Here is a 22,905-nt window from a genome sequence, read left to right as displayed (position 1 = left end):
GCGTCAAGCCGGGCAACATCGTCGGCGCCATCGCCAACGAGGGCGGCGTCGAGGCGAAGTTCATCGGTCGCGTGAGCATCCGTGACGACTACAGCCTGATCGACCTGCCGGAGGGCATGCCGCCGGAGATCTTCACCCACCTGAAGAAGGTGTGGGTCGCCCAGCAGCAGCTGAAGATCGCCGAGTGGGACGGCGTCGAAGCCCCGCAGAGTGGTAACGGCGGCAACGCTTCGCGTCCGCCGCAGCGCAGCTTCCGTCCCCAGGGTGCACGCCCCGGTGGTCCGGGCGGCGCGGGTGGTCCCGGTGGCGGCAAGCCGCCGCGCAAGAAGCGCGATTACTGAGTAACCGCAAAAAAGGCACCTTCGGGTGCCTTTTTTTTGGTTCTTCGCGGATTACCGGGGCCCGGSCGCTCGGSTTTYGGGCGGGGCATTCTTTCGCAACTCGCAACTCGCGCATGGCTCGCCTTCGGCTTCGCGGGCTCGGCTTCGCCGTCGCTTCGTACACCTGGGCGTCTCGCGGGGACGATCGCGACCGGCGCGACGCGGTTGACCTTGGCGATGGCGACGAGCCAGCAGCCGAAGCGGCAATGCTTTGTCGGCACGACCGCACGAACCTCAGGGATGGGAAGAGTCTTCGGTGCCCACCCTCGAGGCGAGTTCCGCACAAGTGGAGCGGCCGCAGGCCAATAAGAACATGGTCCGCGCAGCGGACTTTCCGGTACGAAACGCGGAGGACGTGTCTGAGCAGCGAGGGTGGGCACCGAAGGCTCTGCGCCGCTACGTCCGCGCCCGCCGCGGCGAACGCCGCTGGTTACATGGGGCGCGTAGCGACCGGCCTTTCGCCGATGAATCGGCTCCTACATTTGTTTATTCACATAGCTGTAACAACGTTGTGCGCGTTAAACTAAGCCCGTTTTGCCCCACACAAACTGGAGATTCCCCATGAGCACCCCGCTGAAGAACCGCCGCATCCTGCTCAAGCTCTCCGGTGAAGCCCTTATGGGAGCAGAGGACTACGGCATCGATCCCAAGGTGATCGGTGGGCTGGCCAAGGAAATTCTCGAAGTGCGTGACGCCGGCGCGCAGATCGGCGTCGTTATCGGAGGCGGCAACATCTTCCGTGGCGCGGGTCTGGCCGCCGCCGGGATGGATCGCGTCACCGGCGACCACATGGGCATGCTGGCGACCGTCATGAACGCTCTGGCCATGCAGGACGCCATCGAAAAGCTCGGTGGCGAAGCACGCACCATGAGCGCCATCAAGATCAACGAAGTCTGCGAAGACTTCATCCGTCGTCGCGCCATCCGCCACCTCGAAAAGGGCCGCGTCGCGCTGTTCGCCGCCGGCATCGGCAACCCCTTCTTCACCACCGACTCCGCCGCCGCCCTGCGTGCCGTGGAAGTCGGCGCCGATCTGTTGCTCAAGGCCACCAAGGTGGACGGCATCTATTCGGCCGATCCGAAGCGTGACCCGACCGCCACCCGCTACGACCACCTCACCTACAACCAGGTGATCGAGCGCCGCCTCGAAGTGATGGACACCGCRGCGATTGCGTTGTGCCGCGAAAACAAGCTGCCCCTGCGTATCTACGACATGACCCAGCCCGGCAACCTCATGAAGATCATGAAGGGTGAGCAGGTCGGTACGCTCGTCGACGCGGGCTGAGGCTGACGGGCCTCCCGGAGGCCCTTGGCGCGCTGCGGCACGGCCGTACGGCCCGCGCTGCTATACTCGTCTGCTGACCTGATCCACCGGAATCCCGCCCATGATCAACGACATCAAAGCCGATGCCCAGACCCGCATGGGCAAGAGCATCGAGTCCCTCAAGCACGACCTGAAGACGATTCGCACCGGTCGCGCGAATGCGTCCATCCTCGACAATATCGTCGTGCCCTATTACGGCACTCCGACGCCGCTGTCCCAGGTGGCCAACGTGTCCACGCCGGATGCCCGCTCACTGTCCATCAAGCCGTTCGACAAGGCGATGGTCGGACCGATCGAGAAGGCCATCATGGCCTCCGATCTGGGCATCACGCCGACGACCATGGGCATGGACATCCGTCTCAACTTCCCGCCCCCGACCGAGGAGCGCCGCAGGGAGCTGGCCAAGACCGTGTCGAAGGAAGGCGAGGCTGCCAAGATCGCCATCCGCAACGTTCGTCGCGATGCCGTCCAGCACGTGGCCAAGCTGCTCAAGGACAAGACCGTTACGGAAGACGACCAGAAGCGCGCCGACGCCGACATCCAGACCCTCACGGACAAGTTCGTGAAGGAAGTGGACGACGTCGTCAAGGAAAAGGAAAAGGAGCTGATGGCGCTCTGACGCGCCATCGGATCAGCCGCCATGGCAGCCAAGCCCGACGCACGGGTTCCCCGTCACCTGGCCATCGTCATGGACGGAAACGGTCGCTGGGCGAAGCAACGGCTACGTCCGCGTACGTTCGGCCATCACGCCGGCCAGAAGGCGGTCAAGGAAGCGGTCGAGTTCTGCCTGCGCCGGGGTATCGCGTCGCTTACGCTGTTCGCCTTCTCCAGCGAGAACTGGAATCGCCCGGCGACCGAGGTCTCGGCGCTTATGGAACTGTTTCTCAAGGCGATCGACAAGGAAGTCGACGAGCTGCACACCAACGGTGTCCGCATCCGCTTCGTCGGCGACCTCGACGCGTTCGCTCCCGAACTGCGCGCGCGCATGCTGGGTGCCATGGACCGCACGTCCGGCAACACTGCCCTGAACATGAACGTCGCCGTGAATTACGGCGGCCGCTGGGACATCGCCAACGCCGCGCGCCTCGCCATGGAAGCGATTGCCCGGGGTGAATTCGCCGCGGCCGAACTGGACGAAGCGCGACTCCATCGTTACACCTGTCTCGCCGATCAACCGCCGCTCGACCTGTTCATCCGCACGGGCGGTGAGCACCGGGTCAGCAACTTCCTGCTCTGGCAGCTTGCCTATGCCGAGCTCTATTTCACCGACACCCTGTGGCCCGACGTCGACCAGGCCTGCCTCTCCGAGGCTCTCGACGACTATGCCCGCCGCGAGCGCCGCTACGGCCGCACCGGTGAGCAGGTCGCCACGGGTTAACGCCGGAAACTCATGCTCAAGCAACGTATCCTCACTGCCGCCGTCCTCATTCCGGTCGTCCTGGCGCTGATCCTCCTGCCGCCTACCGGCTTCTTCGCGGCACTCATCGCGATCGTCTTCGTGGGCGCCGCCTGGGAGTGGAGCCAGCTCGCCGGAAGCCGCACCGCGGTCGGCCAGGGCATCGTCGCGGCCGTCGCCGCCGTCATGCTGCTCGCCCTCCTTCTCGTGTGGACGCCGGGGCTGCTCACCGCACTGACCCTCGCCGGCGTGGCCTGGTGGATCGGCTGCTGCTTCTGGTTGCGTAATTTCACTTTCGCCGCCGCTCCCAACGCCGAAAACCGCATGCTCAAGCTGGGCGTGGGCGTCCTGGTCATCGTACCGACCCTGGCCGCGGCCATGGCGATGCACGCAAGCGATCACGGCCACTGGTGGACGCTCCTGGGGCTGGTCATCGTCTGGTTCGCCGATACCGGCGCCTATTTCAGCGGCCGCTATTTCGGTCGGCGCAAACTGGCGCCGCGCATCAGCCCGGGAAAGACCTGGGCCGGTGTCTACGGCGCCATCGTCGCCGGTTCGTTCATCACGGTGCTGGGCGGCTACCTGATCGGCGTGCGCGAGACCTCGCAGCTTGTCGGGCTCGCCGTACTCGGCGTGGTGACCGTCGGTTTTTCCGTGGTCGGCGACCTGTTCGAGAGCCTGATGAAGCGCCATGCAGCCGTAAAGGACTCCGGCAGCCTGTTCCCGGGGCACGGCGGCCTGCTCGACCGCCTCGACAGCGTGTTCGCCGCCCTGCCGGTCTTCGCGGCGGGCAAAATGTTGCTGGGCCTGTAGCCATGGCTATTCGTCAGGTTGCGGTCCTCGGCGCCACCGGTTCCATCGGCGGCAGCACGCTCGATGTCATCGCCCGCCACCCCGACCGTTTCCGCGCCAGCGTGCTCGTGGCCAACCAGAGCAGCGAGGCATTGGCGGCGCTGTGCGAACGCTTTCGCCCCGACCTCGCGATCGTTGCCGACCCGGGCATGGAGGCCGACCTCGTCCGTCGACTTGCCGCCGCCGGCGTGCGTTGCGACGTCGCCTCGGGCGCCGACGCCGTCACGGCCGCAGCCGCCGGCCCGCTGTGCGACACCGTGGTAGCCGCTATCGTCGGTGCGGCCGGGCTCGACTCGACCTTCGCTGCCGCGCGTACCGGCAAGCGCCTCCTGCTGGCAAACAAGGAATCCATCGTCATGGGCGGCGCCTTGCTGCTCGAGGCCCTGCGGCAGGGCGGTGGCGAGCTCTTTCCGGTCGATTCCGAACACAACGCGATCTTCCAGTGCCTGCCCGGCGGCCGGCCCGATCTCGCCCGGGCCGGGGTTCGGCGCCTGGTGCTGACCGCTTCCGGTGGGCCGTTCCGCGGCCGCACGCGCGCCGATCTCGGCACGATCACCCCCGACGAAGCCTGCGCCCATCCGAAGTGGTCGATGGGCCGGAAAATCTCGGTCGACTCGGCCACGCTGATGAACAAGGGACTCGAAGTCATCGAGGCACACCATCTGTTCGCGGCGCCGGTCGACCGCATCGAGGTCGTGGTCCATCCGCAGAGCCTGATCCACTCGATGGTCGACTACATCGACGGATCCATGCTGGCCCAGCTTGGCAATCCGGATATGCGCACGGCCATCTCCTGCGCGTTGGCGTGGCCGGAGCGCATCGACGCCGGGGTCGCCCCGCTGGATCTGGCCGCACATGCCCGGCTGGACTTCGAAAAGCCCGACACCGATACCTTTCGCTGCCTCGCGCTGGCCTTCCAGGCGCTGCGGGCGGGTGGCGATGCCACCACGATCCTGAACGCGGCCAACGAAATTGCCGTGGGTGCGTTCCTTGCCGGGACCCTGCCGTTCCTGGGCATCGCCGAACTCGTCGAACGGGTTCTTGAGGAACTGCCGGCCGAACCCGTGGTCGATGTCCAGACCCTTGTAGAGCGCGACGCTGCCGCCAGGCGGTCGGCGCGGGACGTTCTGCACCGCGCTTACTGCTAAACTCGCTCTACCCAACGACTTTTTTTCGAGACCCTCCCTCTCCGATGAGCCCCTTCCTAGGTTCCGTGTTCTGGCTACTGGTGACGCTTGGCGTGCTGGTGACCTTCCACGAATTCGGCCATTACTGGGTCGCGCGCCGCTGCGGCGTGCGCGTACTCCGCTTCTCGGTCGGCTTTGGCCGCCCGCTGTGGCGCCGCGTGGCAAAGGACGGCACCGAGTACCAGGTGGCCGCCATCCCACTGGGCGGCTACGTGAAGATGCTCGACGCCCGCGAAGGCGAGGTCGATCCCTCCGAGCGCGGCCAGGAGTTCACCGGCAAGTCGGTCTGGAAGCGGATCGCCATCGTTGCGGCCGGCCCGGCCTTCAACCTTATTTTTACCGTCGCCGCCTTCTGGGCGATGTACATGATCGGCAAGCCGGACGTGGCGCCCATCGTCAACGCGACGCCGGGTACGATCGCCGCGCAGGCCGGCATCCGGCCTGGCGACCGCCTTATCGCCATGAACGGCGAGCCTGTGGCCACCGGCAGTGACGCCTTCGACGTGCTCGCCAACGGGTTGCTCGGCAACGAGCCGATGCCCGTGCGGGTGAAAGGCACCGACGGTAGCCAGCGGGACGTCGTCCTGCCCCTGCAGAACCTCACCGCCGAAGGCGACATCGGCAAGAAATTCGCCCAGCTCGGCCTGACCCTGCAGACCACGCCCTTCGTCGGCGATGTTGTCCCAGGCGATCCCGCGGCCCTCGCAGGCATTCGTGCCGGCGATCGCATCGTCAGCGTCAACGGAAAGCCCGTGGCGGACTTCGACGCCTTCACGAAGCTGGTGCCGGAGCAGGCCGTCGTCTCGCCGAAGCTCGCCGTGGCCATCGAGCGCGACGGCACGACGCGAACCCTCGACATCACCGCCCGGATGAAGTCCGAGCGCGGCCAGCCCACCCGCTGGATGATCGGCATCGGCGCGCGCCCGCCGGAAACGGCCACGCTGCGCTATGGTCCCGTGCGCGCCTTCAGCGAATCGCTGCAGACGACCTGGAACGGCACCGTTTCCACCTTCAACCTGATCGGCAAGATGCTCTCCGGGCAGGCTTCGACCAAGAACCTGTCGGGCGTCATCGGCATTGCCCAGGTCGCCAACGATTCGGCCAACCGCGGCCTGGGGTGGTTCCTGAACTTCCTCGGCCTGGTATCGCTGAGCCTGGCCATCCTTAACCTGTTGCCCATCCCGGTCTTGGACGGTGGACACCTGCTGTATTACCTTATCGAGTTGGTCAAAGGCAGCCCGGTCAGCGAACGCACCATGATCGCCGGCCAGTACGTCGGGCTCGCCCTGCTGTTCACGCTGATGGGGCTGGCGTTTTTCAACGACATCCAGCGAATGATCGTCTCGTGACGAGGCATCCGTATTACCCCGGCCCTGGGCGCTCGCGCGTCCATGGCCAGACGACGCCGGGCATGAGCCCTGCGCGTGCTCCTATTCGGTCGCCGGCCTCGTCCGCCGGCTTCTGGTCTTAACTCAACGGAATCGACGATGAAGCGTATCGCCGCCCTGATCCTGCTCGCCTCCCTGTCTGCCAATGCGCTTGCTTTTGAGCCGTTCGTCGTCTCCGATATCCGTATCGACGGTCTCACCCGCATTGCCCAGGGCACGGTGCTGAGCTATCTGCCGATCGAGAAGGGCGAGTCCTTGACCGACGAGAAAGCCCAGGCCGCCATTCGCGCCCTGTACCAGACAAAATTCTTCAGCGACGTGGAAATTGAACGCCAGGGCGACATCCTGGTGATCAAGGTCACCGAGCGTCCGGCCATCGCCAAGCTCACGCTTCGCGGCAACAAGGACATCAAGGAAGACGACCTGCGCAAGGGTCTGAAGGAGATCGGTCTGTCCGAAGGTGAAACCTTCGACCGCCTCTCCCTCGACCGCGTCCAGCAGGAACTCATCCGCCAGTATTACAACCGCGGCAAGTACAACGTGTCGGTCATCCCGCACGTCACGCCGCTGGACCGTAATCGCGTGGCCATCGACATCGAAATCCGCGAAGGCAAGGCGGCGAAGATCAAGGAGATCAACGTCGTCGGCAACAAGGCCTTCACCGACAAGGCCATCCGCGATGGCTTCGAATCGAACACGTCCAACTGGCTGTCCTGGTATTCCAAGGACGACCAGTACTCCCGCGAAAAGCTCTCCGGCGATCTGGAGAAGCTCAGCAACTACTACATGAATCGCGGCTACGCCGACTTCGGTGTCGACTCCACCCAGGTGGCGATCAGCCCGGACAAGCGCGCGATGTACATCGACGCGAGCGTCAAGGAAGGCGAGGTCTACACCGTCTCCGACGTCCATCTGCTCGGCGAGCTGATCCTGCCGGAAGACACCCTGCGCAAGCTGGTGTACATCCACAAGGGCGACACCTTCAACCGTGCCGCCATCGAGGCCAGCACTGACGCGATCAAGGCCATCCTCGCCAACATCGGCTACGCCTTCGCCAAGGTGACGCCGGTGCCGAAGCTGGACAAGGACAAGCGCACCGCCGACCTCACGCTCTTCATCGAGCCGGGCAAGCGCGTTTACGTGCGCCGCGTGGTCTTCCAGGGCAATACCCGCACGGAAGACGAGGTCCTGCGTCGTGAAATGCGCCAGCTCGAGGGCGCCTGGTACTCGCAGGGTGCGATCGACCGCTCGAAGACGCGCCTGCAGCGCCTCGGTTACTTCAAGACCGTCGACATCGACAAGGCGCTCGTGCCGGGTACCGTCGACCAGGTCGACCTGACCGCGAAGGTCGAGGAACAGTCGGCGGGTTCGCTGATGTTCGGCGTGGGCTACTCGCAGTACTCGGGCATCATCCTGTCGGCCTCGGTCTCGCAGAACAACTTCCTGGGTACGGGTGACCGCTTCTCCATCGGCGCGGAAACCAGCACGTACTACAAGCGCATCAATGCGAGCTACACGAATCCGTACCTCACCGATTCAGGCGTGCAGATCGGCTACAACGTCGGCTACAGCAAGCTGGATTACGGCGACACCGACCTGGCGAACTACACGTACAGCACCAAATCGTTCCAGACGACGCTGTCGATCCCGATCTCCGACTTCGATTCGCTGACCACCAGCCTCGGCGTCAGCTCGAACCTGATCAACACCTCCGTGTACACGCCAGGCCAGCTGGTGGCGTACCAGAATGCCGTCGGTAACAAGACGATCCACTCGTGGACATCGAGCCTGGGCTTTACGCACGACACACGTAACAGCTATTGGGCCCCGACCCGCGGCGGCCAGCTGACGCTGTCGGTCGATGGCGCACTGCCCGGTTCCACCGTGCAGTACTACAAGATCTTCGGCGAAGCCAACCACTATTGGCCGATCGGCAAGGGCTTCGTGCTCTATCTCGACGGTCAGGTCGGCTACGGCAAGACCTATGGCCAGACGTACGACCACGATGGTTACGCCTACAACCCGAACGACCCGAACAACCCGACCCTGATCTACTCCAAGGGCGAAAAGGTAGCCTTCCCGTTCTGGGAGAACTACTACGCCGGTGGTGTTCGTGACGTCCGTGGCTTCCAGGACAACACCCTGGGTCCCCGTCTCTGCGATGGCACCAGCACGAACGTGGGCGGCAAGCCCGACAAGAACGGCAATTGCAACGGCTACTACAGCTATGGCCAGCCGGTCGGTGGCGCCTTCAAGACCCTCGGCACGGCGCAAATGTTCCTGCCGCTGCCCTTCCTGAAGGACATCAACACCGCTCGCGTATCCTGGTTCGTCGACGTCGGCAACGTGTATTCGTCGTACTCGGCATTCAAGGCCAGCGACCTGCGCGCTTCGACGGGTCTCTCGCTGCAGTGGCAGGCGCCGATCGGTCCGCTGATCATCAACTTCGCCGTGCCGTTCCGTAAGCAGTCCGACGACGGCCGCTTTGTCGAGCGCATTCAGTTCACCTTCGGCAGCCAGCTCTAAGGCTTACAAGTCGCTAGAATCGAGGGGTGGTGCGGCTCCGGCCCACCACCCCTTTTTTATGGAGTGCCCCGTGAGCGGAAATCCGCAATACACCCTGGCCGAGCTGGCTGAACGTTTCGGCCTCGAAGCCCACGGCGATCCCGCCACGGTCGTGGATGGCGTCGGCACCTTGTCCGCAGCCACCGCATCTCAGTTCACTTTCCTGTCGAATCCGAAGTACACCTCGCAACTGGCCGAATCACAGGCCGGCATCGTCGTGCTCGCCGAGGAGGCTCTTGCCCTGCGCAAGGGTGCGGCACTCGTCGCGAAGGATCCCTACGTCGCCTACGCGAGAATCGCCGCACTGTTCGAGCGTGTCGCCGCCGCACCGCGTGGCATCCATCCCAGCGCCGTCGTTTCACCGTCCGCGCGCGTGCACCCCACGGCCAGCGTCGGCCCGTGCTGCGTCGTGGACGAAGGTGCCGTGATCGAGGAAGGCGCCATCCTTGGACCTCATTGCGCCATCGGGCCGGGGTGCGTGGTCGGTGCAAACTCGCGGCTGGTCGGCCGGGTGACCCTGGTCATCCGTGTCACGCTCGGCAAGCGAGTACTGGTTCACCCGGGCGCCGTCATCGGGTCCGACGGCTTCGGCCTGGCCTTCGACCGCGACCATTGGGTAAAACTGCCCCAGCTGGGTGGCGTGCGCATCGGCGACGATTGCGAAATCGGCGCCAACACCACCATCGACCGCGGTGCGCTCGACGATACCGTGCTCGAGGAGGATGTCCGCCTCGACAACCAGATCCAGATTGCGCACAACGTGCACATCGGCGCCCATACGGCCATGGCGGGCTGCTCCGCCGTCGCCGGTAGCGCGAAAATCGGTCGCTACTGCCTCATCGGTGGCAACGCCGGGGTCCTCGGCCACCTCGAACTGGCCGACCGGGTTACCATCACGGCGAAAAGCCTGGTCACCGCATCGATCAGGGAACCGGGCGAATATTCATCCGGCACACCGCTGCAGGACAACCGCCAGTGGCGGCGCAATGCGGCACGCTTCAAACATCTCGACGAGTACGCGCGCCGTCTGTCGGCGCTGGAAAAGGAAAAAGGGCAATGACCGATACGAATGCTGCCGTGAAGCTGCCGGTGGATGTGGAGCAAATCCAGCGGCTGCTGCCGCACCGCTACCCGTTCCTGCTGGTAGACCGGGTGATCGAACTCGATCCGGGCAAGAGCATCGCAGCGATCAAGAACGTCACGATCAACGAACCCTTCTTCCAGGGCCACTTCCCGGGCCACCCGGTCATGCCGGGCGTGCTGATCRTCGAAGCCATGGCGCAGACCGCCGGCCTTCTTACCCAGCTCACCAGCCAGATCGAAGGCCAGGGCGGCAGCCCGCTGTTCTATCTGGTCAAGGTCGACAACGCCCGCTTCTCGGCCGTCGTCGCGCCGGGCGACCAGCTCCGCCTGGAGGTATCGCTCAAGCGTCTCCTTCGTGGCATGGGCCTGTTCGAGGCCAGGGCTCTGGTGGATGGCAAGACGGTCGCCTCCTGCGAGCTCATGTGCGCCGCCAGGAGCGATAAATGATCCACCCCACCGCGCAGATCGATCCATCCGCGCGCATCGCGGACAACGTCAGCATCGGGGCGTTCTGCGTCATCGGTGCCGACGTCGTCATTGGCGAAGGCACGACTGTCGGTCCGCACGTGGTGATCGAAGGGCCGACCACCATCGGCCGCGACAACCGCATCTCTCAATTCGCCTCCATCGGTGGTCCGCCGCAGGACAAGAAATGGCAAGGTGAACGCACCGAAGTCGTCATCGGCGACCGCAACCTCATCCGCGAGTTCGTCACGATCAATCGCGGTACGGGCGACGGCGGTGGCGTCACGCGCATCGGTAACGACAACTGGCTGCTCGCCTACGTGCACATCGCACACGACTGCCAGGTCGGCAACAACGTGGTTTTCTCGAACTACTCCGCACTCGCCGGTCATGCCGAGATCGGCGACTGGACGATCATGTCGGGCTATTCCGGCGTGCATCAGTTCTGCAAGGTCGGCGCTCACGCTTTCATCGGCATGGGCTGCCTGGTCGGCTCCGATGTACCACCGTTCGTGATGATGGCGAACGAAACGCGCGGTCGTCCGCGCGGCATCAACAGCGAAGGGCTGAAGCGCCGCGGATTCGACACCGCCCGCATCGCTGCCATCAAGCGGGCCTACCGCACGCTGTACATGGGCGGCCTGCCGCTGGCCGAGGCACGCGAACAGCTGCTCGCGCAGGCGGAGACCAGCGAGGATGTGCGCCAGATGCTCGAGTTCCTCGACCGCAGCGAGCGCGCGCTCGCCCGCTGACGTCATGCAGCCGACCCCGCCTTCCCCTGCCCTGCCGACGATCGCCCTGATCGCTGGCGAGGATTCCGGCGACCAACTCGGCGCGGACCTCATCGATGCCCTGCGCGAGCGATTTCCCGCCGCGCGCTTCGTGGGCATTGGCGGACCGCGCATGACGGCGCGTGGCTTCGAGTCCTGGTTCGACATCCGCGAACTGTCCGTCATGGGCTTTGCCGAAGTGGTCAAGCACCTCCCGCGCCTGCTGCGCCTGCGCAAGGCGCTTCTTCGCAAGCTTCTGGCAGCGCACCCCGACATCACCGTCGGTATCGATGCACCCGACTTCAACCTCGGCGTTGAGCGCAAGCTCAAGGCTGCCGGCTTGCACACGATCCACTATGTCAGTCCATCCGTATGGGCGTGGCGCGAGAAGCGCGCGGAGAAGATTGGTCACTCCGCCGATCGCGTGCTCTGCCTGTTCCCCATGGAGCCGCCGATCTACGCGAAGCACGGCATCGACGCGCGCTTCGTCGGTCACCCCCTCGCCGATCGTTTCCCGATGGTATCCGACCGGGCCGCGCCTCGTGATGCGCTCGGCCTGCCACAGGATGCACCGGTCCTTGCCGTCCTGCCCGGTAGCCGGCCGAGCGAAATCGAACGTGTCGGCGCCATCTTCATCGCGGCAGCCAAGCGCGTTGCCACGGCGATGCCGGGCCTGCGCATCGTGGTGCCTGCCGCGAACGAGCGCGTTCATGCGCGACTGAAAGCCCTGCTGGCGGACTTCCCGGGCACACCGCCCCTGCTGATCGATGGCCACGCCCACGAGGTCATGCTCGCCGCCGATGTCGTCCTGCTCGCCTCGGGCACGGCGACCCTCGAAGCCATGCTGGCCAAGCGGCCGATGGTGGTCGGCTACCGCGTCTCGCCCACCAGCTATCGCATCGCCAAGGCGCTGCGCATGCTCAAGACCGACGTCTACAGCCTGCCGAACATCCTGGCCCGTGCCTGCGGGTTGGGCCGGCGCCTGCTCGTCCCCGAATTCATGCAGGACGATTGCACGGCGGAAAATCTGGCCGATGCCACCCTGGCTCTGCTGGGTGACAGCGAGCGTCGCGGTGCCGTGGTGGCCGCGTTCGAATATCTGCACCAGGAGCTGCGCGGGGGCCTCGAGGGCCGCGCGGCGGATCACGCCGCTGACGCCGTCGCCGAACTGATGTCCTCCGCTGCCTTGCCGGCCGCCGGGCGTCAGGCCTAGGCTGCGTCCATGCCCCGCAAGCGCAATGTCAGCAGCCAGCTCAGCCGGGACCTTATCGTCGCCGGCGTGGACGAGGCCGGTCGCGGCCCACTTGCCGGACCCGTGGTGGTCGCCGCCGTCATCCTCGACCCGGTCCGGCCGATCCGCGGCCTCAACGACTCCAAACAGCTTTCCGAGGACGTACGCGAGAAGCTTTATGGCCGTATCGTCGAGCGCGCGCTGGCCTGGACCGTGATCTTTGTCGAGCGCGAGGAAATCGACCGGATAAACATCTTCCAGGCGACGATGGTGGGCATGACCCGTTCGTTGATGGGGCTTTCCCTGGCACCCCAAATAGCCCTGATCGACGGCAACCGCCTGCCGCGCACGCTGCCCTGCGAGGGCCGCGCCGTCATTGGCGGCGACGCCACCGAGCCGGCGATCAGTGCCGCCTCGATCCTCGCCAAGGTCAGCCGCGACCGTCACATGCGTGCCCTCGATGCCGAGCACCCGGGCTACGGCTTCGCCAGGCACAAGGGCTACGGCGTTCCAGAGCATCTGGATGCCCTGGGCCGGCTCGGCCCCTGCGCCGCCCACCGGCGGAGCTTTGCGCCAGTCAGGCGATGGTTCGAGCCCGAGAGCGACGTCATCGGCGACCTGTTCGCCCCGGCCGTCTGAGCCCCCGGGACAAATCCGGCCTAAAGTCGACATTGAACCTGCCGATACGAAGGTTACGCGCCCTCACCAAGTGCGAGCCTTTCCCTATCGACGACAGGTAACACCCATGAAGAAGATCGCCATCGCCGCCGCGCTGTTTCTCGCCGCTCCGCTGTCCGCCCAGGCCGCCTGCGCCGCCAAGGATTTCACCATCGACGGCTTCGCCGTGAAGGTGCAGCAGGGCTCGGGCCAGCCGCGCTTCAGCATGAAGGGCAACCTCGTCAACAAGTGCCCCGAGGCCGCCGCAGCGCAGATCCGCATCGACGCCAAGGATTCGACCGGCAAGGTCATCGCCAGCAAGCAGGGTTGGCCGGCCGGTACCTCCAACATCGAGCCGGGCAAGAGCGTCGATTTCGACCTCGGCCGCCTCTTCCGGTACTCGGCGGATATGTCGGACTACACCGTGGTCGTGACCGACGTGAAGGCCTGGTAAGAAGTCAGATCGGGATCCACGAGACCCGCTCGCCGGGGGCGAAAGCCTCCGCGCGAGAGGGTAGCCAGACCAGCGCATGCGCCGAGGCAAGGTTGCTCAGCATGTGCGAGTCCTGGTGGGGCAGCGCCTGCAGCATGACCACGCCGTCCTCGTTCCGTAGCCGCATCCGTACCAGTCGGTCGCGCTCCGCATCCGCGTCGACGGGCGCACCGAGGACACCTCGGCGCCATTTGGGCTGATCCGCCGTCTCACCTTCAAGGTGACCAAGCACGGCACGCGCATGGACGGCCAGACACACCAGCACGGCGGCCGGGTTGCCGGGCATGCCAAGTAGCACCTTGCCCTCGCGCATGCCGAACCACAGCGGTTTTCCGGGCTTCTGCGCCACCTTCCAGAACACCTTGCGCACGCCGAGATGATCGGCAACCGCCGGCACGAAGTCGCGATCGCCGACGGAGACGCCACCGCTGGTCACAATGAGGTCGGCACTGTCGAGCGCCGCGCTCAGGGCTTCTTCGAGCGCCATCTCGTCGTCGCGTACATAGGCCACCACCGGCTCGCCATAGCCGTTTTCGACGAACCACGCGCGAAGCAGCGGCCCGTTGGCGTCGTAGACCATGCCGGGCGCCAGGGGCTCACCCGCGCGCACGACTTCATCGCCAGTAACGAGAACCGCGACCCGGGGGCGGCGGTAAACCTCGACACTTTCAATACCCGCCATGGCGAAAGCCGCGACGAGACCGGCCGTCACTCGCTGCCCGGCGTTCGCGATGATGCTGCCGGCCGCGAGCTCCTCGCCTTCGTAACGGATGGCTTCACCCTTTCGCACCGCCTCGGTAAGCACGATGCCGTTGCCCGTGCGTTCGACGATTTCCTGGCGCGCCACGGCATCCGCCCCGTCGGGGACCACGCCGCCGGTGAGGATCCGAACGGCCTGCCCCGATCCGACGATGACGTTGGCAGGATCGCCGGCTGCGGCCGTCCCGATCAGCGTCCGTTGCATCTGCCCATCGCTGGCAAGGAGGGCGTAGCCATCGACCGCGCTCTGGGTGAAACGTGGCAACGCGATGCGCGCCGTGGCCGCTTCGGCCAGCACGGCACCGAGGGCGAGTTCCAAAGGCAGGCGATGCGTCGGCAAGCGGCCTACCCACTGCCGATAGAGTTCGAACGTTTCCGTGATCGGCAGCAAGGCCATTCAGTGCGCCTCGCCGTAACCGCCCGGATGCTGCCCACCGGCACGGCCGGTTTCCAGCAGATGGATGAGCCCGGGCAACGTGGCCGAGAGCGACTCACTGGCGCCACCGCGACTACCCGGAAAGGTAAGGATCAGGCTGTCGCGGACGTAGCCGGCGACGCCACGCGACAGCATGGCGAACGGCATGCGCTGCTGACCGAAGGCGCGCGCGGTTTCCATGATGCCGGGGATCTCGACATCGAGCATCGGCTTGACGGTATCGACGGTGATGTCGTGTGGCCCGAGGCCCGTCCCGCCCACGGTGATGATCATGGCCGTACCGGCAGCGATGAGGGAACCGAGAAGGTCACCCAGTATGGCCGCGTCGTCGGGGATCACGGCGTACTCCACAGGGCCGAAGTTGGCCGCGACGAGGGCGTCACGCACCCAGGCTCCCGCGGTGTCGGCCTTGGCCCCACTGGCCACGGTGTCGGACAGGACCACCACCGCAGCGCTGCGCGCCACCGACAACGTCCGCTTGAAGTGTGACTTGCCGCCGGTCTTTCGCTCCAGGCGACAGTCTTCGATGTGCAGTTCGTCCGGCTCGCAGTACGGCTTGAGCATGTCGTAGAGCGTGAGCGCGGCAAGGCTGGCCGCCGTCAACGCTTCCATCTCGACACCCGTGGGTCCGATCGTCTGCACCTCGGCCATGACCCGCACCGATGTGTCGGCCAGTTCATAGGTAACCTCGGCGCGGTGGATCGGCAAGGGGTGGCACAGCGGAATGAGTTCATCCGTTCGCTTGGCCGCGAGGATGCCAGCGACGCGCGCCGTCTTCAGTGGATCGCCTTTCTCGGTATCTCCGCTGCGTAGCAGCTCGATGCAGTGGGCAGGCGCGTGCAGGGTGGCGGTGGCGCGGGCAACACGAAGGGAATCCGGCTTCTGGCTGACGTCTTTCATCCGTGGCTCGTATGCGAATGGTGGCGATGCGACGGCGGCGGCGTCTCGTCGAGGTCGTCGCGAATGCAACATCCTTCGACGAAGGCGCTGCTGCCGTCGGTATAGAATTCTTCTTTCCAGATTGGCGCGCCGTGCTTCACGGCATCGACGGCATAGCGGCAGGCGTCGAAAGCTTCCGCCCGGTGTGGGGCGCGAACCACGCAGACGATCGCGATATCGCCGATCGACAGATCGCCGAGGCGATGCACGACGCGCACGTAGGGCACGCCATACTTCTCGCGCGTCGCCGCCTCCACCTCGCGAATGATCTTCGCCGCGAGCGGTTCATGGGCGGTGTATTTCAGATGCCGCACCGAACGCCCTTCGTGGTGATCGCGCACCGTGCCGACGAACAGCGCCAGGCCGCCACACTCCGGGTGGGCGTCCAGTTCAAGCAGGGGCTCCACGGTCACCGCATCGTGGGAAAGCACCGTACGTTCCATGTTCAACCTCCCGCCACGGGTGGCAGTAGCGCAATGCGTCCATCGGCCGGCACGGGGTCCGCGCGACGCACGATGCTGTCTCCCGAGACGCAGGCGCAACGATCGAGTGCGGACGCCAGCTCGGGGTGTTCGCTTGCCAGCAGGGCCAGTGCGTCGGCCACGGTAAGTACGTCGTCGCGCGCTTCCACCTGGCACGTGCTCGCACCCGCCAGGCGTTCGAGATTGGCAAAAAGTTCGAAAGTAAGGGTTTTCATCCACCCATCGCATGCATGGTCAAAGGCCTGTCCACCGGACCCGGCCGGGACGCGTATCCCGCGTCCTTGAGCCAGACCGCCCGACGCACCTGCTCGGCGAGCACATCGTCGGCGATGCCCTCGCGCATGCGCGCGCCGAGCGGCGTACCGACCGGCGAGAACAGGCAGGTGAACAGTTCGCCCGTCGCCGTGATCCGGAGTCGGTCGCAGGTGGAGCAGAACGGATTCGACACGGTCGAGATGATGCCGAGCGGGTAATGTCCGTCGACGAGATAAGGCGTAGCGGGATCGTGTCCGCGCGGCTGCGTGGCCACTTCGTGGCGCTCGCGGATCGCAGCCAGCATCTCGGCCTCGGAAACCACGGCGTCGCGCTTCCAGTGACCGGGCGCGTCGAGCGGCATGTATTCGATGTAACGAAGAGGAAGCTTCCTGTCCATGGCCCATTCCAGCAGCGGCACGATGTCCTTCTCGTTGTCGCCACGGATGACGACGGCATTGAGCTTGACGTTGGCTCCCGCGGCGACCAGTGCATCGATACCATCGAGCACCGGGGCGATTTCGCGCAGGGTGAGGCGGCGGAACGTTTCCGGATCGACCGCGTCGAGGCTGACGTTGAAATCGTCCACGCCCGCCATGACCAGTTCCCGGGCCTTCGGCGCCATGCGAGACGCGTTGGTGGTCATCGACAGGCGACGGAGGCCGCGCTCGCGCAGGGCGTCGATATCGCGCACGCATTCCAAAACGTCACGACGTAACAGCGGTTCGCCGCCGGTCAGGCGGATCTGGTCGATGCCGTGATCCACGAACAGGCCCGCCAGGCGGACGACTTCCTCGCGCGCCAGCAGGCTGGCTTTCGGCAGCCAGTCGGGATGCTCGGGCATGCAGTACGTACAGCGGAAATTGCAGCGATCGGTGAGCGATATCCGCAGCTTGCGCTTGGTACGTCCGTGACGGTCGATGAGTGGGGACATGTCGCCTCAGGAAAGCACAATGCGCGTAAGCGGGGTGTATCCGGCCCCGCCGGGCTCTTCACGTGCAATCGTGCCAGACTTCGGGCATGAACGCCTTGAACCCTTCGATTGCGCCAGCCTGGCCAGCCTGGCCGGAATACGCGCTGGTCGAGGACCTGCTTCCCGCCGCCCGGGACTACGCGCACGCAGGCCGGGTGGCGCTGGCGACGCTGGTGAACATCGTGGGCCCGTCGCCCCGGCCGCTAAACAGCGAAATGATCATCGCCGCGGACGGTCGGGTCGCGGGTTATGTATCCGGCGGCTGCGTCGAGGCGGCGGTGGCCGAAGAGGCCGCGAGGGTGTTTGCCGAAGGCCGGCCGCGTCTGCTCGATTACGGCGTCGGCAGCCCGGTACTGGACATCCAGCTCAGCTGCGGCGGCCGGATCGGCATCTTCGTTCGTGAACTGCACGAGCCCTCGCGGTATGTGAATACCCTTGCCGTCGCGCGCCGGGAACGGCGGACGGTCACCGTCCTGTCGGATCGTGAGACCGGCGCATGGGACATCGTCGACGGCGCCTGCGACCCCGACGCGCAAAGCTATGCGCGTGTCCAACGGCCGCCGTTGCGCCTGGTCGCTATCGGTGGCGACCCGGTGACCCTGGCGGTCGCGCACCTTGCCCCGGTGCTCGGCGTCGAGGTCGTCCTGTTGCGACCGCATGGCCCGGTCGAGCCGCCGCCAGGCATTCCGCTTGCCGGATACGATTCGCGCAGCCTTTCCGTCGCCCTGGGTGAACTCGCGCTGGACGATCGCACGGCGGTCTACTCGCTGAGCCACGATGCCGAAATCGACCACGCCGTGGCCACCCATGCGCTGCATTCGCCCGCGTTCGCCGTGGGCATTCTCGGCAGTCGCAATAAGATCGGAGCGCGGGTCGAGCGCCTCAAGGATGAGGGGGTGGACGACGACGAACTGCAAAAGCTGCACCTGCCCGCCGGGCTACCCATCGGCGCACAGACGCCGCACGGCATTGCCTTTTCCATCCTCGCCCAGGTGTGCCAGCGCGACCGTGCGCGCCTGCCGTGATCGGTAAGCATGATGCAGTGATCCTGGCCGCAGGCGGCAGCCGGCGCCTGGGCCAGCCCAAGCAGCTGCTGACTGTCGCTGGCGAAACGCTGATCGCCCGAACGGCGCGACTGGTCGCGGCAACCCGCCCCGGCAAGACAGTGGCCATCCTGGGCGCACACGCCGAGCGTATGTGTGGCCAACTGGCCGGCGCCCTGGCCGTTTTCAATCCCGACTGGGACACGGGTATGGCCTCCTCGCTGCGCGTCGCCGCCGATGCGCTGACGGGGCGCACGAACCCGGTCCTCGTCGTGGTGGTCGACCAACTGGCGCTGGACGAAGCGCACCTGTGGCGGCTGCTCGCCATGCACGATGGATCGAGCGACACGGTCACCGCCTACGGCGAGGCCTTGGGCGTACCCGCCGTGATCCGCGCCGTCACACTGGCGCGTGCCATGGCACTCGAAGGCGACACGGGCTTTCGCGCCTTATGGCAGCACGCCACGCCTCAAGCGGTCCGTGACGACGCTTTCGCCAGCGATCTCGATACGGAAGCCGATGTCGCACGCGCCGTCGCGGACGGACAACTGGACCCACAACGGGGCCGAATGTAAACGCTTTGGCAAGCCCGCAAGGGCATACCGCGCCGCCGTATTCACGCCGCGATGCTTACAACCGTAGGGAACCCAGGCAGCGACGACCTTCGTCGCCCACCCACGGAGAACGGCATGCAGCCGAAAGCCCAGCCAACATCCGCGAGCGCGGCCCGACACGAAACGATGTCCGGCGGCGTTATGGCCCGACCTGCCGAACGCATTCCTGGCATCGACACGGTCAAGACCAGGCTGCGCATCAATGGTGCCGATCATGACCTCGATATGGACCCTCGCGTCACCTTGCTCGACGCGCTGCGCGAACACCTCGGCCTGACCGGCTCGAAGAAGGGCTGCGACCATGGCCAGTGCGGTGCTTGCACTGTGCTGGTCGAGGGCCGCCGGATCAATGCCTGCCTGACACTTGCCGTCATGCACGAGGGCGACGCGATCACCACGGTCGAAGGACTCGCGCGGGGTGACGTACTCAGCCCCCTGCAGGCCGCGTTCGTCAAACACGACGGTTTTCAGTGCGGCTATTGCACGCCGGGACAGCTTTGTTCCGCGACCGGCATGCTCGACGAGGTGCGCGCCGGATGGCCCAGCGTCGTGACGACAGACCTCGCCGCGACGACGGCCCTGACCGACGATGAGATCCGCGAACGCATGAGCGGCAATCTTTGCCGCTGCAGTGCCTATCCGAACATCGTCGCCGCGATCGCCGATGCCGCAGAGGGCACCGCATGAAACAGTTCACGTACGAACGTGCCACCTCGCCCGGCGACGCCGCACGAGCCGCTGTAACGCAGCGACGTACCCGGTTCATCGCCGGTGGCACCAACCTCCTCGACCTGATGAAGCTGGACATCGAAACGCCCGAGCATCTGGTGGACATCAACCGGCTCGGTCTCGACACCGTCGAGGAGACGGCCGAGGGCGGTCTGCGCATCGGTGCGCTCGTGCGCAATAGCGATCTCGCCGCGGACAAACGCGTTCGCGAGCGGTATCCCGTGCTTTCGCGCGCCCTGCTCGCGGGCGCGTCGGGGCAGCTTCGCAACAAGGCCACGACCGGCGGCAACCTGTTGCAGCGTACGCGCTGCTACTACTTCTACGACACGTCGATGCCGTGCAATAAGCGCCATCCGGGCAGCGGTTGCGCGGCGATAGGTGGATTCAACCGGATCCACGCCATCGTCGGCGCGAGCGAGTCCTGCATCGCCACGCATCCTTCCGACATGGCCGTGGCTATGCGCGTTCTCGATGCGGTCATCCACACCCTCCTGCCCTCGGGGGAGGAGCGCGCCATTCCCATCGCGGATTTTTACCGGTTGCCGGGCGACACTCCGCAGATCGAAACGGCGTTGCGTCCGGGCGAACTGATTACCCACGTTACCTTGCCTGTGCCACCCGAAGGCCAGCAGGTGTATCGAAAGGTTCGCGATCGAGCGTCTTATGCCTTCGCGCTGATCTCCGTCGCCGCCATCGTCGCGCTGGACGGCGACCGCATCGTCTCCGCCCGCGTCGCCTTCGGTGGTGTAGCCGCGATGCCGTGGCGCGATCAGGCGCTGGAGAATGCCCTGGAAGGGGCGCCGATACACGAAGCCTCGCTGCGCGCCGTGGCAGACACCGCGCTGGCGGGTGCGCAGGGGCACGGGCATAACGAYTTCAAACCGGCTCTTGCGCGTCGCACGCTAGGTGCGGTGCTGGTCGAAGCATGTGGGAGGACCGCCGCATGACGATCCGCATGGACACGACGGTCGGCGTCACGCCGCTCGACACCCTTCCCAACGGGTTCACCGGCAAAGCCATCGACCGTGTCGATGGGCCGCTGAAGGTTCGGGGCAAAGTGGCCTATGCCGCTGAACACGGTGGTGTGGGCGCGGTGGCCTATGCCTTTCCCGTGCTTGCAACGATCGCGCGGGGACGCATCCTGGGCATCGACACGACGGCGGCAAAGCACGCCCCTGGCGTTATCGAGGTTGTAACGGCAAAGAACGTTCCTCATCAGGACACGACGTCCGACGATGCGATTCCGCAACTCACCGGAACCTCGGTAAAGCACTTCGGGCAGCCGGTCGCCCTGGTGATCGCCCGCTCGTACGAACAGGCTCGCCATGCCGCATCGCTGGTTCGCCCGGAATACGATGCGCAGGCAGGTCGCTTCGACCTCGCCACCCACAGAGAAACGGCGCGCAAGCCGAAAGATCTTTCGTTCGCGAAGGCCGACACGAAAAAGGGCGACTTCGACGCCGCCTACGCCGCCGCGCCGCACCAGCTGGATGTCGTCTACACGACGCCCTTTCAGTTCCACGCCGCCATGGAGCCGCACGCGACGATCGCCCACTGGGAAGGCGACAAGCTCACTGTTCAGACGTCCAACCAGATGCCCAGCCCGGGTCGCAAGGCACTTGCCGCCACGTTCGGGCTCGCGCCTGAGAAAGTCCGTCTTCTTTCTGCGTACATCGGGGGTGGTTTCGGCAGCAAGCTCGACGTGCAACCGGATGCCGTGCTGGCGGCGCTCGCCGCGAAGGCCACCGGCCAGACAGTCAAGCTCGTTCTGACCCGTCAGCAGTTGTTCCACGTCGTCGGCCATCGCACAAACACCATCCAGCGTGTGCGTCTGGGCACCGACGCCGACGGACGTATCCTCGCCGAGGCGCATGAGGCCTGGTCGGGTAACGAACCGGGCAACGACGAATTCGAACCGACCGTGCTGGGAACCCGCTCGCGCTATGCAGGCGACCATCGCCTCAACACGCACCGCCAGGTGGATCTGGACCTGCCGCCTGCCATCTCCATGCGTGCACCGGGCGAGGCCGTCGGCTTGCTGGCACTGGAGGGTGCGATGGACGAACTCGCTGTCCGGCTCAACATCGACCCTGTCGAACTGCGCATTCGCAATGAGCCCACCGTGGACCCGGAACTGGGCGTGCCGTTCTCTTCACGCAAGGTGGTCGAATGCATGCGTGAAGGCGCGCAACGCTTCGGCTGGGACAAGCGCGTCGACCGTCCCGCCCAGGTGCGCGATGGACGCTGGCTCGTCGGTATCGGCATGTCCTCCGCGGTCCGCGGCAACATGTTGCAGGCGTCGAAGGCAAACGTGTGCCTCGATGCGACCGGTCAGCTCACCGCACGCATGGCCATGACCGATATCGGCACGGGCTCGTACACGATCTTCACGCAGATTGCTGCCGACCTGCTCGGTTTGCCGATGGAGCGGGTGACAATCCTCCTTGGTGATTCGGACTTCCCTGAAACCCCGGGTTCCGGCGGGTCGTTCGGCGCCGCCAGCGCCGGATCGGGTCTTTACGACGCCTGCATGCAGTTGCGCACGAAGCTGTGCCATTCCGCGGGCATCGACCCGGACAGGGCGCGTTTCGAGGATGGTCACGTGACCGACGGCGAGAAACGCGTCAGCTATACAGCGCTTGCAGCTAGCCACGACGTGGTTGCGGATGGCGGTGTCGAGCCGGGCAGCAACAACACCAACTATAACCAGAACACCTACGGCGCCTTTTTTGCCGAGGTCGGTGTCGACAGGGATACCGGCGAGATCCGTCTGCGTCGGATGCTCGGCGTGTTCGCTGCAGGGCGCATCCTGAATCCGAAGACGGCGCGCTCCCAGGCACTGGGCGGCATGATCTTCGGCGTGGGCTCGGCGCTCTCCGAAGAGATGG

General features: G+C 65.7%; 24 protein-coding genes. 19 read left to right on the top strand and 5 right to left on the bottom strand.

Annotated elements, in window-relative coordinates:
* The 14 genes from AC1DT2_RS03215 to AC1DT2_RS03150 form a co-directional block, all read left to right on the top strand.
* On the top strand, positions 1–341 hold a 341-nt coding region (locus AC1DT2_RS03215; protein ID WP_477294246.1), incomplete at its 5' end, for a DbpA RNA binding domain-containing protein.
* A 600-nt stretch (positions 342–941) separates the two neighbouring features.
* The gene (gene pyrH / locus AC1DT2_RS03210; protein WP_063574121.1) at positions 942–1,664 is read left to right on the top strand and encodes a UMP kinase; all 723 of its coding nucleotides are present in this window, start codon (positions 942–944) and stop codon (positions 1,662–1,664) included.
* Between the two features lie 100 nt (positions 1,665–1,764).
* Positions 1,765–2,322 (top strand): ribosome recycling factor, encoded by a 558-nt coding sequence (gene frr, locus AC1DT2_RS03205; RefSeq protein WP_063574122.1) that lies wholly within the window; start codon positions 1,765–1,767, stop codon positions 2,320–2,322.
* 21 nt (positions 2,323–2,343) lie between these two features.
* On the top strand, positions 2,344–3,081 hold the full coding sequence (uppS, locus tag AC1DT2_RS03200; RefSeq protein ID WP_213948693.1) for a polyprenyl diphosphate synthase: 738 nt from the start codon (positions 2,344–2,346) through the stop codon (positions 3,079–3,081).
* 12 nt (positions 3,082–3,093) lie between these two features.
* Positions 3,094–3,912, top strand: a complete 819-nt coding sequence (locus tag AC1DT2_RS03195) for a phosphatidate cytidylyltransferase (RefSeq protein ID WP_477294243.1) — start codon at positions 3,094–3,096, stop codon at positions 3,910–3,912.
* A gap of 8 nt (positions 3,913–3,920) precedes the next feature.
* Complete coding sequence (locus AC1DT2_RS03190; protein WP_477294248.1) at positions 3,921–5,099, top strand: 1-deoxy-D-xylulose-5-phosphate reductoisomerase; 1,179 nt, start codon at positions 3,921–3,923, stop codon at positions 5,097–5,099.
* 44 nt (positions 5,100–5,143) lie between these two features.
* On the top strand, positions 5,144–6,487 hold the full coding sequence (rseP, locus tag AC1DT2_RS03185; protein WP_477294241.1) for an RIP metalloprotease RseP: 1,344 nt from the start codon (positions 5,144–5,146) through the stop codon (positions 6,485–6,487).
* A 138-nt stretch (positions 6,488–6,625) separates the two neighbouring features.
* Complete coding sequence (bamA, locus tag AC1DT2_RS03180) at positions 6,626–9,052, top strand: outer membrane protein assembly factor BamA (RefSeq protein WP_477294239.1); 2,427 nt, start codon at positions 6,626–6,628, stop codon at positions 9,050–9,052.
* A gap of 70 nt (positions 9,053–9,122) precedes the next feature.
* Positions 9,123–10,151 carry a UDP-3-O-(3-hydroxymyristoyl)glucosamine N-acyltransferase gene (gene lpxD, locus AC1DT2_RS03175; protein ID WP_477294237.1) on the top strand — a complete coding sequence of 343 codons (1,029 nt, stop codon included), beginning with the start codon at positions 9,123–9,125 and terminating at the stop codon, positions 10,149–10,151.
* Positions 10,148–10,621 (top strand): 3-hydroxyacyl-ACP dehydratase FabZ, encoded by a 474-nt coding sequence (fabZ, locus tag AC1DT2_RS03170; protein ID WP_477294235.1) that lies wholly within the window; start codon positions 10,148–10,150, stop codon positions 10,619–10,621. Before lpxD ends, fabZ begins: the two co-directional genes overlap by 4 nt.
* Positions 10,618–11,391, top strand: coding sequence for an acyl-ACP--UDP-N-acetylglucosamine O-acyltransferase (lpxA, locus tag AC1DT2_RS03165; protein WP_477294233.1), 774 nt, complete (start codon positions 10,618–10,620; stop codon positions 11,389–11,391). Before fabZ ends, lpxA begins: the two co-directional genes overlap by 4 nt.
* 4 nt (positions 11,392–11,395) lie before the next feature.
* Complete coding sequence (gene lpxB / locus AC1DT2_RS03160) at positions 11,396–12,622, top strand: lipid-A-disaccharide synthase (protein WP_477294231.1); 1,227 nt, start codon at positions 11,396–11,398, stop codon at positions 12,620–12,622.
* 9 nt (positions 12,623–12,631) lie between these two features.
* Entirely contained in the window at positions 12,632–13,279 is a 648-nt protein-coding gene (gene rnhB, locus AC1DT2_RS03155) for a ribonuclease HII (RefSeq protein ID WP_477294229.1), read from the top strand.
* Positions 13,280–13,385: 106 nt separating this feature from the next.
* The gene (locus AC1DT2_RS03150; protein ID WP_213948686.1) at positions 13,386–13,751 is read left to right on the top strand and encodes a hypothetical protein; all 366 of its coding nucleotides are present in this window, start codon (positions 13,386–13,388) and stop codon (positions 13,749–13,751) included.
* Between the two features lie 4 nt (positions 13,752–13,755).
* Here AC1DT2_RS03150 and AC1DT2_RS03145 read toward each other — a convergent pair whose 3' ends face one another.
* From AC1DT2_RS03145 to moaA, 5 genes are read right to left on the bottom strand one after another with little or no spacing between them, the layout of a single operon-like run.
* Positions 13,756–14,946 carry a molybdopterin molybdotransferase MoeA gene (locus AC1DT2_RS03145; protein WP_477294227.1) on the bottom strand — a complete coding sequence of 397 codons (1,191 nt, stop codon included), beginning with the start codon at positions 14,944–14,946 and terminating at the stop codon, positions 13,756–13,758.
* The gene (moaCB, locus tag AC1DT2_RS03140) at positions 14,947–15,885 is read right to left on the bottom strand and encodes a bifunctional molybdenum cofactor biosynthesis protein MoaC/MoaB (protein WP_477294225.1); all 939 of its coding nucleotides are present in this window, start codon (positions 15,883–15,885) and stop codon (positions 14,947–14,949) included.
* The gene (locus AC1DT2_RS03135) at positions 15,882–16,367 is read right to left on the bottom strand and encodes a molybdenum cofactor biosynthesis protein MoaE (RefSeq protein ID WP_213948684.1); all 486 of its coding nucleotides are present in this window, start codon (positions 16,365–16,367) and stop codon (positions 15,882–15,884) included. Before AC1DT2_RS03135 ends, moaCB begins: the two co-directional genes overlap by 4 nt.
* A gap of 2 nt (positions 16,368–16,369) precedes the next feature.
* Positions 16,370–16,621, bottom strand: coding sequence for a MoaD/ThiS family protein (locus AC1DT2_RS03130; protein WP_477294222.1), 252 nt, complete (start codon positions 16,619–16,621; stop codon positions 16,370–16,372).
* Positions 16,618–17,592, bottom strand: coding sequence for a GTP 3',8-cyclase MoaA (moaA, locus tag AC1DT2_RS03125; protein ID WP_477294220.1), 975 nt, complete (start codon positions 17,590–17,592; stop codon positions 16,618–16,620). The genes AC1DT2_RS03130 and moaA overlap by 4 nt, the downstream gene beginning before the upstream one ends.
* 86 nt (positions 17,593–17,678) lie before the next feature.
* On the opposite strand from moaA, the gene AC1DT2_RS03120 reads away from it, so the two are divergent.
* The 5 genes from AC1DT2_RS03120 to AC1DT2_RS03100 form a co-directional block, all read left to right on the top strand.
* Positions 17,679–18,656 (top strand): XdhC family protein, encoded by a 978-nt coding sequence (locus AC1DT2_RS03120; protein ID WP_477294218.1) that lies wholly within the window; start codon positions 17,679–17,681, stop codon positions 18,654–18,656.
* Entirely contained in the window at positions 18,653–19,249 is a 597-nt protein-coding gene (locus tag AC1DT2_RS03115) for a nucleotidyltransferase family protein (RefSeq protein WP_477294216.1), read from the top strand. The genes AC1DT2_RS03120 and AC1DT2_RS03115 overlap by 4 nt, the downstream gene beginning before the upstream one ends.
* Positions 19,250–19,363: 114 nt before the next feature.
* Positions 19,364–19,975, top strand: a complete 612-nt coding sequence (locus tag AC1DT2_RS03110) for a 2Fe-2S iron-sulfur cluster-binding protein (RefSeq protein WP_477294214.1) — start codon at positions 19,364–19,366, stop codon at positions 19,973–19,975.
* Positions 19,972–20,964 carry an FAD binding domain-containing protein gene (locus AC1DT2_RS03105; RefSeq protein ID WP_477294212.1) on the top strand — a complete coding sequence of 331 codons (993 nt, stop codon included), beginning with the start codon at positions 19,972–19,974 and terminating at the stop codon, positions 20,962–20,964. Before AC1DT2_RS03110 ends, AC1DT2_RS03105 begins: the two co-directional genes overlap by 4 nt.
* The coding region (locus AC1DT2_RS03100) for a molybdopterin cofactor-binding domain-containing protein (protein ID WP_477294210.1) at positions 20,961–22,905 on the top strand (1,945 nt) is incomplete at its 3' end. The genes AC1DT2_RS03105 and AC1DT2_RS03100, both read left to right, overlap by 4 nt.

It is taken from the genome of Luteibacter sp. P4_E6 (genome assembly GCF_056401535.1).
The sequence above is the reverse complement of the archived record's forward strand: the minus strand, read 5'-3'. Positions and strand labels throughout refer to the sequence as shown.